Annotated in this window: 9 protein-coding genes; 6 read left to right on the top strand and 3 right to left on the bottom strand. The window is 73.7% G+C overall.

Annotated features, from left to right (window positions below):
* Positions 1-228 precede the first annotated feature (228 nt).
* From EAD98_RS16355 to EAD98_RS16345, 3 genes are all read right to left on the bottom strand, one after another.
* A complete protein-coding gene (locus tag EAD98_RS16355) occupies positions 229-2,163 on the bottom strand; it encodes an ABC transporter ATP-binding protein (protein WP_233583851.1) in 1,935 nt (644 codons plus the stop codon).
* A gap of 153 nt (positions 2,164-2,316) precedes the next feature.
* Positions 2,317-3,753: an ATP-binding protein gene (locus EAD98_RS16350; protein WP_121654930.1), complete on the bottom strand. Its 1,437-nt coding sequence runs from the start codon at positions 3,751-3,753 to the stop codon at positions 2,317-2,319.
* Positions 3,754-3,811: 58 nt separating this feature from the next.
* Positions 3,812-5,479 (bottom strand): FAD-dependent oxidoreductase, encoded by a 1,668-nt coding sequence (locus tag EAD98_RS16345; protein WP_233583849.1) that lies wholly within the window; start codon positions 5,477-5,479, stop codon positions 3,812-3,814.
* A 137-nt stretch (positions 5,480-5,616) separates the two neighbouring features.
* Here EAD98_RS16345 and EAD98_RS16340 point away from each other — a divergent pair, with 137 nt between their 5' ends.
* The 6 genes from EAD98_RS16340 to EAD98_RS16315 all read left to right on the top strand — a co-directional run bounded on the left by EAD98_RS16340 (position 5,617) and on the right by EAD98_RS16315 (position 11,585).
* Positions 5,617-7,854: a hypothetical protein gene (locus tag EAD98_RS16340; RefSeq protein WP_121654929.1), complete on the top strand. Its 2,238-nt coding sequence runs from the start codon at positions 5,617-5,619 to the stop codon at positions 7,852-7,854.
* Positions 7,855-7,879: 25 nt separating this feature from the next.
* Positions 7,880-8,371, top strand: coding sequence for an SsrA-binding protein SmpB (gene smpB / locus EAD98_RS16335; protein ID WP_121654928.1), 492 nt, complete (start codon positions 7,880-7,882; stop codon positions 8,369-8,371).
* 121 nt (positions 8,372-8,492) lie between these two features.
* Positions 8,493-8,918 (top strand): molybdopterin-binding protein, encoded by a 426-nt coding sequence (locus EAD98_RS16330; protein ID WP_121654927.1) that lies wholly within the window; start codon positions 8,493-8,495, stop codon positions 8,916-8,918.
* Positions 8,915-9,709: a molybdate ABC transporter substrate-binding protein gene (gene modA / locus EAD98_RS16325; RefSeq protein WP_121654926.1), complete on the top strand. Its 795-nt coding sequence runs from the start codon at positions 8,915-8,917 to the stop codon at positions 9,707-9,709. The genes EAD98_RS16330 and modA overlap by 4 nt, the downstream gene beginning before the upstream one ends.
* A complete protein-coding gene (locus EAD98_RS16320) occupies positions 9,706-10,521 on the top strand; it encodes an ABC transporter permease (protein ID WP_121654925.1) in 816 nt (271 codons plus the stop codon). The genes modA and EAD98_RS16320 overlap by 4 nt, the downstream gene beginning before the upstream one ends.
* Positions 10,518-11,585 carry an ABC transporter ATP-binding protein gene (locus tag EAD98_RS16315; protein WP_121654924.1) on the top strand — a complete coding sequence of 356 codons (1,068 nt, stop codon included), beginning with the start codon at positions 10,518-10,520 and terminating at the stop codon, positions 11,583-11,585. The genes EAD98_RS16320 and EAD98_RS16315 overlap by 4 nt, the downstream gene beginning before the upstream one ends.
* Positions 11,586-11,702 lie beyond the last annotated feature (117 nt).

The following is an 11,702-nucleotide window of genomic DNA, read 5'->3' as shown; positions in this document are numbered from 1 at the left end:
GCCCTGCCCCCGCATCCGTCACGCCGCGCCGTTCCGCGCCGGCCGCGCTGCGCCACCCGCCCCGCGCTGCGCTGCGCCGCGCAAGATCGCGCTGCACCATGGATGTAGTGGCATCGTCAGCGCCGGAGGCCACTACAACCAGGATCCAGCGCGATCTTGGTCCCTAGGGTCACGGCGAGCGGGTCACGGCGGGCGGGCGGCGTGGCGCAGGGCGTGGCGGGTCGGTGGTCAGCGCGGTAGGGCGTCGTCGGTGCCGGCCAGGTAGCCGGCGGCCTGGAGGCCGAAGAGCTCCCGGTAGAGACCGCCGGCCGCCATCAGCTCGTCGTGACTGCCATGCTGGACGAGCCGACCCCGGTCCATGACGAAGATCCGGTCGGCGTGCCGGACGTTGGCCAGCCGGTGGGTGATCAGGACGACCGCCCGGTCCGGTCGGCGGCGCAGATGCTGGAACAGGGCGTGTTCGGCGCGGGCGTCCAGGGCGGCCGACGGCTCGTCACAGATCAGCAGGGCGGCGTCCCGGTAGAGGCCCCGAGCGGCGACCAGGCGCTGCCACTGCCCGCCGGACAGTTCGTGGCCGTCCTTGAACTCCCGGTCGAGCAGGGTGTCGTAGCCGTGCGGCAGGCCGACGATCATGTCGTGGGCGGCAGCCGACGCGGCCGCCTCCTGCACACTGGGGCCGGGACGGTCCGGCGGGCGGTCGTGCCGACCGACCCGGATGTTCTGCCCGGCGGTGAACGGGAACTTCCAGTACTCCTGCGTCATGACGGCCACCTGCGCGCCGGCGGTACGCGGGTCCAGTTCGGCGACGTCGACGCCGTCCCAGCGGATCACCCCGCCGGTCGGCCGGTAGAGCCCCGCGATCAGTTTGGCCAGGGTGGTCTTGCCGGAGCCGTTCTCGCCGACCAACGCGATCACCTCGCCCCGCCGGACGGTCAGGCTGACCCGGTCGACCGCCGGCGCGTCGGTGTCCGGGTAGCGCAGGCTCACCTCGTCCACCTCGATCACGTCGACTCCGTCGGCCGCGCGGTCGCCGCCGATCGGCACGCGGGTGTGGGCGCGGTCGAGAAAGTCCCGGTAGTCCTGGTAGTAGAGGGCGTCCTCGTACAGCGAGTTGGTGGCGACGACCGCCACGCCCAGGCTGGTCCGTGCCGACTGGAGGGCGAGCATGGCGGTCGCCGCGGCGGCGAGGGCGACCATCCCGTTCAGCAGGAGGCCGCCGAGGACCGCGTACAACCCGAAGGTGGCCAACCCCGCGACGGACGCGCCCACCACGCGGGTGCCGGTCTGCGAACGGACCAGCCGCAACTGGGCCCGGGTCTCGACGGCCATCACCGCCCGGTACTCGGCCAGCAGGAAGTCGCGCATCTGGTAGGCGCGGACCTCCGCGGCGGTGCGTCGGTTGGCCATCAGATGGGCGAGCATCCACATCCGACGTCGCCGGGTGATCCGGGCCAGCATGGCCAGGTACTCCCGGCGGGCCATCCGGACCGCGGTGACCGCCTGCGGCACGGCCGCGAGCAGCAGGAACGGCAGCAGCAACGGCTCGATGACCGTCACCGCGACCGCGGTGGCGAGCATGCCCACGACGCCGGTGACCAGGTTGACGGTGTGGTCGACGATGTACGCCGCCTCGCCCATCCCCCGGTCCCGCACCCGGTCCATCTCCTCGGCGAACCCGGGGTCGTCGAACGCGGCCAGGTCCACGGCCGTGGTCGCCTCGAACAGCCGCAGCTCGACCTGGTAGTTGATCTGCGGGGTCAACCGTGCCTGCGCCCAGCCGGCCGCGATCGTCAGGCCGCCGCGCGCCGACACCGCCGCCGCTGCCACGATCAGCGCCGGCAGGGCCGAGCGGATCCGGTCCGGGGTGGGACCGGCGGCGAACAGCTCGCGCAGCACGCTGGTCGTGGCGAGCAGGCCGAACGTGGTCATCACCCCGGCGGCGACGTTCAGGCCGATCGAGGCGACGGTGTCCCGCCGGCTGGTGGCCCAGGCCAGCGCGACCGCCTCGCGCACCAGCCGGGGCAGCCGGCGGGCCACCGCCCAGAAGCTGGTGTGGGCGAACTCCCTGGCATGGTGCATCCAGACGGCGTCCTCCAGCTCCGGCAGCATCGGAGGGTCGCGCGGCTGATCGTCGTCCTTCCCGGCGGTGCGCTGGCGGGCCATCGACTCCACGGACCCTCCTCGGGTGCGGCGGGATCACGAACGCCCGCCCGACACTACTGCCCGCAACCGTCCGGTGTCTTCAGGTGACCGGCGCGTCGCACGGGTGTGCCAATGGCGTGTCGTCACCGACCGGACGATCCCGAGTCGGCCAGGTCAGGACGGTGGCCTGCCCTCGCTGACCGGCAGCAGCACCCGGAAGGTCGTCCGCCCGGGCTCGGTCTCCACCCGGATGTCGCCGTGGTGCTTGTGCACCACGATCCGGTACGAGATGTCCAGCCCCAGCCCGGTGCCCGCCCCCACCGGCTTGGTGGTGAAGAACGGCTCGAAGATGCGCGGGCGCACCTCGGGCGGAATGCCGGGACCGGTGTCGGTGATCTCCACCGCCAGCAGGTCGCCGACCCGTCCGGTGCGGATGGTCAGCACGCCCTTCTCCCCCATCGCGCCCAGCGCGTTGTCGATCAGGTTGGTCCACACCTGGTTCAGCTCGGCGGCGTACGCGGGGATTGGCGGGAGGCTGCGGTCGTACTCGCGGATCAGCTTGACCTCGGCGGGAATCTTGCCCTTGAACATCACCAGCGTGGCGTCGAGCAGGTCGTGCACGTCCACCACCCGGTGCGGCGCGCGGTCCAACTGGGAGTACTGCTTGGCGGCGCCGACCAGTCCGGAGATCCGGGTCACCGCCTCGTCGATCTCGCGCATCAGCAGCTCGGTGTCGACGGTGTACGTGAGCCAGCGCACCGCCGCCTCCAGGTCCGCCGGGCCGACCGCCGCCTTCACCTGCCCCAGCCAGGCCACGTCGAGCCCACCGCCCACCAGAATGGGCGCCAGGTCCCAGGCGCCGCCCACCCCGTGCTCCTCCAGCCAGTCGGTGAGCGCGTCCTCGGCGTCGGCGGTGGCCATCGGGGTGAGCTTCGGCGCGGTGGCCACCCGGGCCACGGCCTCCTCCTGCAACGCGACCAGGCCGTGCAGCGCCCGGCCGTCCAGCCGGCCGTCGGCGATCATCGCCAGCTTGTGCCGCATCCCGGCGACCCGGTCACGCAGCACCGAGGTGGCCCGCACCGCCGCCCCGGCCGGGTTGTTCAGCTCATGGGTCAGCCCCGCCGAGAGCGAGCCGAGCGCCAGCAGCCGCTCCCGTTCACCGACGATGGTCTGGCTGTCCCGCATGCCGAAGAACAGGCCCTCCAACAGGTGCATCGGCATCGGGAACCAGGACCGCAGGGCGTGCGCGAAATCCTCCGCCGGCAGCACGAAGAAGTCGGAGTCGGTCACCGCCCGCAGACTGTTGCGGTAGACCTGCTCGACCTGGTCTCCCAGGTACGCCTGCACGGCGCCGCCGTACACGCCGCGCTGGTCGGTCCGGCTCACCTCGACGTCGTCGCCGCGCACCTGCCGGCTCAACGCCACCGCGCCCCGCAGCAACACGAAGAAGCAGGTGGCGGCCTCGCCCTCGCCGTACACCAGGGTGCCACCCGCGCGCTGCTCCACCCGGCCGTGCTCGGCCAGCCAGTCGAGCTGCCCGTCGTCGAGCGCCTCGAACAGGAACAGGGTGCGCAACTGCGCGGACGTCAGCCGATCCGACGCGCTGGTCATTGGGCCTCCTTGGTTCGCGACTGCGGGGCTCGCAGACCCGGCTCACTCCTCGCGCTCACTACTGGGCCTCCAGGTAACGGTGCACGAGCGACACGGCCATGGCCCCCTCGCCGACGGCGGAGGCGACCCGCTTGACCGACTCGGCCCGTACGTCACCGGCGGCGAACACCCCTGGCAGGCTGGTCTCCAGGTGGTACGGGTCGCGCGACAGCGACCAGCCGGGCGGGCGGCGACCACCGGTGATCAGATCCGGACCGGTCACGATGAAGCCGCGCCCGTCGCGGACCAGCACCCCGTCCAGCCAGTCGGTCCGCGGCTCGGCGCCGATGAAGATGAACAGCCAGGACGTGTCGACCGAGCGGGCCTCCCCGGTGCGGGTGTCGCACAGGGTGAGTCGTTGCAGGTGGTCCTGCCCGGCGCCGCCGACCACCGCGGTGTGCGGGTGCACGCTGATCTTGTCGATGCGCTCCAGCTGGTCGATCAGGTATCGCGACATCGAGGCGGTCAGGTCGGCGCCCCGGATCAGCAGGTGCACCCGGGCCGCGTACCGGGAGAAGTGCACGGCGGCCTGGCCGGCCGAGTTGGCCCCGCCGACGATGTAGACGTCCTGGTCGACGCAGCTCGGCGCCTCGGTGGCGGTGGAGCCGTAGAACACTCCCCGGCCGGTGAAGTCCGCCAGCCCGGGGGCGTCGAGCACCCGGTAGGAGACCCCGGTGGCCAGCACGACCGTGTGCGCGGCGATCTCGGTACCGTCGCCGAAGCGCAGCAGCCGGGCGCCGCCGGCCTCGCTCAGACCGACCACCTCCCGGGCGCTGAGCAGTTCGGCGCCGAACTTCACCGCCTGCCGCCGAGCCCGGTCGGTGAGCTGCGCGCCGGAGACGCCGTCCGGAAAGCCCAGGTAATTCTCGATCCGGCTGCTCTGCCCGGCCTGCCCGCCGGTCGCCCGCCGCTCGACCAGCACGGTGCGCAGGCCCTCCGAGGCGCCGTACACCGCGGAGCCCAGGCCGGCGGGGCCGCCGCCGATCACCACCAGGTCGTAGAAGTCGGAGGCCGGCACCACGGTCAGCCCGGCCAGCCCGGCCAGTTCGGCCTCGCTCGGAGCGATCAGAGCCTTGCCCTCGGCGGTCACCACCAGCGGCACGTCCGCCTCGGTGGCGCCGGCGGCGTCGAGCAGCCGGGCGCCCTCCGGGTCGTCGGCCAGCAACCAGCGGTACGGCACCAGGTTGCGCGCCAGGAAGTCGCGGACCTTGAACGACGGCGCCGACCAGCGGTGCCCGACGACCCGGATCTCGGTGCTCGCCGCGTCGGGCGTGACCGCCCACGCCTCCAGCAGGCCGTCCACCACCGGGTACAGCTTCTCCTCCGGCGGGTGCCAGGGCTTGAGCAGGTAGTGGTCCAGGTCGACCACGTTGATCGCCTCGATCGCGGCGTCGGTGTCCGCGTACGCGGTGAGCAGCACCCGGCGAGCGGCCGGGAAGATGTCCATCGCGGCCTCCAGGAACTCGACGCCGGTCATCTCCGGCATCCGGTGGTCGGCCAGCAGCAGCGCCACCTGCTCGCCGCGGAGCTTGACCTCCCGCAGCGCGTCCAGCGCCTCCGGCCCCGAGGCGGCCCGCAGCACCCGGTAGCGCTCGCCGTAACGGCGACGGATGTCCCGGGCCACCGCCCGGGACACCACGGGGTCGTCGTCGACGGTCAGGATCACCGGATTTGCCATGGCGCCCATGAAACCACCTGCCGAAGGTCCGCCGCAGGGCGCGGGGGCCGGGCGGACGACACAGGGTTGGCCGAGCGCGGGGCGGGTAAGCCGGGTGGCCGCACACCGACGACCCGGCCGGCAGCCGCGCACACCTCGGGGGGCCCATGGCGGACGCGTCGACGACCGGCCCGGCGTCGGACCGGATCGTGGAGCTGCGGGTGCACGGCGTCTCCGGGGCGGGAGCCGACCAGGTGCTGGACCGGCCGCACGTCCACCAGGTCGCCGGGGACCGCAGCGGCGGGTTCTACCGCCCGCGTGAGGCCTATCCGGACGCCAACGGCACCGGCGGGATCATGCTGGAGGCGTATCGGTGGAGCGACCTGCCGTCCGGCACGGCCGTGCGGACGCTGTCGCTGGTGTTCCTGCTGCCGTTCATGCTCTGCAACGTTGCGCTCTGGATGCGCCCGGCGGGCCACGCCTCGAAGCACGGCATCGTCGCGCTGTGCCGGGTGCTGGCGCTCACCCTCACCATGCTCTACGTGCTCTCCATCGTCGGGGTGGCGTTGGACCTGATCGCCTGGCGCTGCATGGGCACCCCGTCCTGCATGACCGGGCGGAGCTGGCTGTCCTGGCTCGGCGGACGCCCGCCCGGGTTGCGCCTCGGCGTGCTGGCGCTGGTGCCGGTCGCCGCACTCGGCGTCGTCTGGTGGCTGGGAGCGCGCCCCAGCCACTCGTTCGACGCGTTCCGGACCCGGGATCCCGCCGCCGCCTCCGAGCACCGGTTGAGCGGTGTCGGCCAGTGGGACGGCACACCGCTGGTGAGCAGGCTGCGCTCGGTGCACGTCGCCGCCGCGTTCGCCACCCTGGACGGCAGCCTGCTGGCCGCCCGGGACAGTGAGGGGGCGTCCCCGGTGATGCTGGTGCTGGTGATGGCCACCGGCGCGGTGCTGCTCGTCTGCCTGGTCCTGCTCACCACGGTGCGCAGCCTCGACCATCCCGGCCCGTCGGCACGGATCGACGGGCTAACCCGTGGACTGCGTACGATCGCCTGCGGCCTGACCATCCTGGTGATCGTGCACACGATCATCAGTCCGCAGCCGTGGCCACAGGGGCGTGAGCTGCCCGGGTACGGCGCCACCGTGGCCTGGCTGTTCGTCAGCCAGACCGCGCTGCTGGTCGTGCTGGCCACGTTGGTCATCTGGCGACGGGGAGGGCCGCCGGGGAGTTCGCCGCTGCGCGCGCTGGGCGCGCCGGCCTTCGTCACGGTGGGCGCCGGCCTCGCCGTGGCGTTCTCCGCCGAGCTGGTCTACCGGGTGTCGGACCTGCTGGACCGCGACGGCGAGACCGCGGACCGACTGGCCACCAGCCCGCCACTGGCGTACAAGTGGGCGATCTTCGGGTTCTTCATCGCGGTGCTGACCGCCGTGCTGGTCGGCGGCGTGGGCACGGTGCTGACCCGTCGCGAGCGGAGGCGGTCCGCGGCCGCGATCGTGGCCGCCGACTTCCCGCACGCGCCGCCGGAGGCGGCGCAGCGACTTCGCCAGATCGAGCAGGCCGTGGCCCGGGCCCGGTTCACCGAGCGGCTGCCGCCGCTGACCGTGGTCTACGCGGCGTTGGCCGCGGCCGGCCTGGCCACCAGCTTGCTCGGCCTGCTCCAGCTCTATCCCGGTGACGTGATCCAGCGCTACGTCAGGGTGCCCGCCGATCTGGTCAACTTCCTGATCGGGATGGGTAGCTACGCGATCGCCGCGATCGTGCTCGGCCTGGTGATCGGGGGCATCTTCGCGTACCGGACGGCGCAGTTCCGCCGGTACGTGGGCGTGCTCTGGGACCTGGGGACCTTCTGGCCCCGGGCGACGCACCCCTTCGCCCCACCCTGCTACGCCGAGCGGGCCGTACCGGAGCTGACCCGGCGGATCACCTACCTGGTCGAGCGGGGCGAGGCGGTGCTGCTGGCCGGGCACAGCCACGGCTCGGTGCTGCTCGCCGCCACGGTGCTGCAACTGCCGCCCCGGGTCACCGACCGGGTCGCCCTGCTGACCTACGGGACGCCGCTGCAACGGTTGTACTCGCAACTGTTTCCCGCGTACGTCGACGACGAGGTGCTGCGCGAGATCGGCGAGCGGGTCGGCTGGCGCTGGGTGAACCTGTGGCGGGAGACCGACCCCATCGGCGGTTGGATCTTCGCTCCGCACCGCCCCGGCGACCACGCGACGCTGACGGGGCCGGAGGCGACGGTGGACCGCCGGTTGGTCGACCCGCACGGCGTGGTGCCGCCGCCGTACGACAGCGTGCCGCCGCCGATCCTCGGGCACTGGCCCTGCGAGTCGGACGAGGCGTTCGTGGCCGCGGAACAGGAGCTGGTCGACCGGCTGCGCGGGGACCGGCGGCGGCCCGGCTGATCCGGCGGCCGGATATCGTCGTCGGGTGACCGCGTCCAGGCAGCCCGAACGCCGGCTCATCGCCTCGAACAAGAAGGCCCGGCACGAGTACACCGTGCTCCGCACCTACGAGGCGGGCATCGTGCTGGTCGGCACCGAGGTGAAGTCGCTACGCGAGGGGCGGGCGTCGCTGGCGGACGCGTTCGCCCACGAGCGCGACGGCGAACTCATGCTGTACGGCCTGCACATCGCCGAGTACGGCTACGGCAGCTGGACCAACCACACCCCCCGGCGTACGCGCAAGCTGCTGCTGCGCCGGGCCGAGATCGACCGCATCCTCGAAAAGCTCCGCGAGGGCGGGGTGACCCTGGTGCCCCTGTCGATGTACTTCGACAACGGCTGGGCCAAGGTCGAGCTGGCCCTGGCCCGGGGCAAGCGCTCGTACGACAAACGGCAGACGCTGGCCGAGCGGGACGCCAACCGTGAGATCGCCCGCGAGCTGGGTCGACACCTCAAGGGCCACCCCCGCCGGGTGTGACCCCGATCGCGTGGACACGGCGTAGCGGGCCGCACCTGCGGCCACAAGAAACCCTCGGCGTACGCACCTGCGGCCCCATCCGGCCTTCCCTACCCGCAAATGCGGACGCTAGGGTGAGCCGGTGACGATGTTCCGGATCGGCGAGGCGGCCGACCTGCTGGGCGTGAGCGCCGACACGATGCGCCGCTGGGTGGACGCCGGGCGGCTGCCCGCCGGGCGCGACGAGCACGGCCACCGGATCATCGACGGCGTCGATCTGGCCGCCTTCGCCCGTGCCCAGGCGGCCGACCCGGACGCGGGCGCCGAGCTCTCCTCCGCCCGCAACCGGCTGCGCGGCATCGTCGTCGACGTCCGCAAGGACACCGTGATGGCCCAGGTCGACATCCAGGCGGGCTCGTTCCGCATCGTGTCGCTGATGAGCCGGGAGGCGGTCGACGAGCTGGACCTGCGGGTCGGCTCGGTGGCCGTCGCGGTGATCAAGTCGACCACGGTGGTGGTGGAGCGCGCCGCACCCGCCACCCCGTCCAGGGGAAGGACCGGCGGATGAACCGGCGAGCGACGCGTACGACGGTGGCCGCGCTGGTTGCGGTGGCCGCACTGGCGGGGGCCGGGTGCGGCGGGGGCGACGAGCCGGCGCCGGCCGCCGGCGCGGACGGCCGGGTCACCGGCACGGTGACGGTTTTCGCGGCCGCCTCGCTGACCGAGTCGTTCACCCGCATCGGCCGGGACTTCGAGGCCGCGAACCCGGGCAGCACCGTCACCCTCAACCTGGCGGGCAGCTCCGCCCTGGCCAACCAGATCAACCAGGGCGCCCCGGCGGACGTGTTCGCCTCGGCCGCCCCCCGGAACATGACCACGGTGACCGAGGCCGGCAACGCCGACGGCACGCCGAGCATCTTCGCCCGCAACCAGTTGGTGATCGCGGTGCCCCGGGACAACCCGAAGGGCGTGACCGGGCTGGCCGACCTGACCCGGCCGGGCGTGAAGGTGGCGCTCTGCGCCGAGCAGGTGCCCTGCGGCGCGGCGGCCCGGTCCGCGCTGGACGCGGCCGGGGTCGCGCTGACGCCGGTCACCCTGGAGCAGGACGTCAAGGGCGCGCTGTCCAAGGTGAAGCTCGGCGAGGTCGACGCCGCTCTGGTCTACCGCACCGACGCCCGCGCGGCGACGGCGGACGTGACCGGCGTCGAGTTCCCCGAGTCGGCGCGGGCGGTCAACGACTACCCGATCGTGGCGCTGAAGGACGCGCCGAACCAGGCCGGAGCGCGGGCCTTCGTCGCGTACGTCCGCTCGGCGCCGGCGCAGGCGGTGCTCGCCGAGGCGGGTTTCCAGGCTCCGTGAGCCGGGTCCTCGACACCGCCGCACCCCGACGGCGCGGGCGGGTGCCGGCGGCGCTGCTGATCCCGGCCGGGTTGGGGCTGCTCTTCCTCGTCCTGCCGCTGGCCGGGCTGGTCGTACGGGCGCCGTGGACGACGCTGCCGCAGCGGCTCACCGAGCCGGGGGCGCTGACCGCCCTGCGGCTGTCCGTGCAGACCGCGACCCTGGCCACCGTGCTCTGCCTGCTGCTCGGGGTGCCGCTGGCCTGGCTGCTGGCCCGGGTGGAGTTCCCCGGCCGCCGGCTGGTCCGCGCCCTGGTCACCGTGCCGTTGGTGCTGCCGCCGGTGGTCGGCGGGGTGGCGCTGCTGCTGGTCTTCGGCCGGCGCGGGCTGCTCGGCGGGTGGCTCGACGCCACTTTCGGCGTCACCCTGCCGTTCACGACCGCGGGTGTCGTGCTCGCCGAGTCGTTCGTCGCCATGCCGTTCCTGGTCATCGCCGTGGAGGGTGCGCTGCGCGCCGCCGACCACCGCTACGAGGAGGCCGCCGCGACGCTGGGCGCCGACCGGTGGACCACGTTCACCCACGTCACGCTGCCGCTGGTGGGACCGGGGCTGGCCGCCGGCGCGGTGCTCTGCTGGGCCCGGGCGCTCGGCGAGTTCGGCGCCACCATCACCTTCGCCGGCAACTATCCGGGCCGTACGCAGACCATGCCGCTCGCCGTCTACCTGGCGTTGGAGACCGACCTGGAGTCGGCGATCGTGCTCAGCCTGGTGTTGCTCGCCGTCTCGGTGGGCATCCTGGTCACACTGCGGGACCGCTGGATGGCGGGCCCGTGAGCGCGGCGCTGCTCGACGCCCGGCTCGTCGTCGACCGGGGCGCGTTCCGGCTGGATGTGCCGCTGCGGGTCGCGCCCGGCGAGGTGGTCGCGCTGCTCGGGCCGAACGGCGCCGGCAAGACCACCGCGCTGCGCGCGCTGGCCGGGCTGCATCCGCTCACCTCCGGGCACGTCACGCTCGGCGGCGTCGACCTGGACCGGCCGGCGAGCCGGGGCTGGGTGCCCACCGAACGACGACCGATCGGCGTGGTCTTCCAGGACTACCTGCTCTTTCCGCACCTGAGCGCGCTGGACAACGTGGCCTTCGGGCCGCGCCGGCACGGCGTCGACCGGCGGGCGGCCCGGGCCACGGCCCGGGACTGGCTCGGCCGGGTGGGGCTGGCCGGGCACGCGCACCGCCGGCCCCGGCAGCTTTCCGGGGGGCAGGCGCAGCGGGTGGCGCTGGCCCGCGCGCTGGCTGTCGCGCCGTCGCTGTTGCTGCTGGACGAGCCGCTCGCCGCGCTGGACGCGCGGACCCGGCTGGACACCCGCGCGGAGCTGCACCGCCACCTGTCCGCGCACCCGGGGGCGACGGTGCTGGTCACCCACGACCCGCTGGACGCGCTGGCGCTGGCCGACCGCCTCGTCATCGTGGAGGGTGGGCGGGTGGTGCAGGAGGGCGACGGCCCGAGTGTCACGGCCCGCCCGCGCACCGACTACGTGGCCCGACTGGTGGGGCTGAACCTCTATCGGGGGCGGGCCGAGGACCACGGCGTGCGGGTCGCGCCGGAGCTGACCCTCACCGTCGCCGAACGCCTGGACGGCGAGGCGTTCGTCGCGTTCCGCCCGGCCGCGGTGGCCCTGCACCCGAGCCGACCGGAGGGCAGCCCGCGCAACACCTGGGCGGGCACCGTGACCGGCGTTCAGCGCCACGGGGACAACGTGCGGGTGCAGGTGGACGGGCCGATCGGGGTGGCCGCGGACGTCACCCCGGCCGCCGCCGCGCAACTGCGGCTGATCCCCGGCCAGCGGATCTGGGTGGCGGTCAAGGCGAGCGAGACGCACGCCTACCCGGCCACCGGCTGACCCCGGCCCTCGGCGCGGCTGCCGTCAGTGGATGACGCAGGTCGCCGTGGCGGGCGGGCGGCCCACCACCGGGTCAGCCGGCGAGCAGGTCGGCGTGCGCGGCGCGCAGCCGGGCCA

The sequence above is a fragment of the Micromonospora sp. CV4 genome, from assembly GCF_003667455.1.
Lineage (GTDB): Bacteria > Actinomycetota > Actinomycetes > Mycobacteriales > Micromonosporaceae > Micromonospora.
This window is presented reverse-complemented; position numbering and strand designations above follow the sequence as displayed.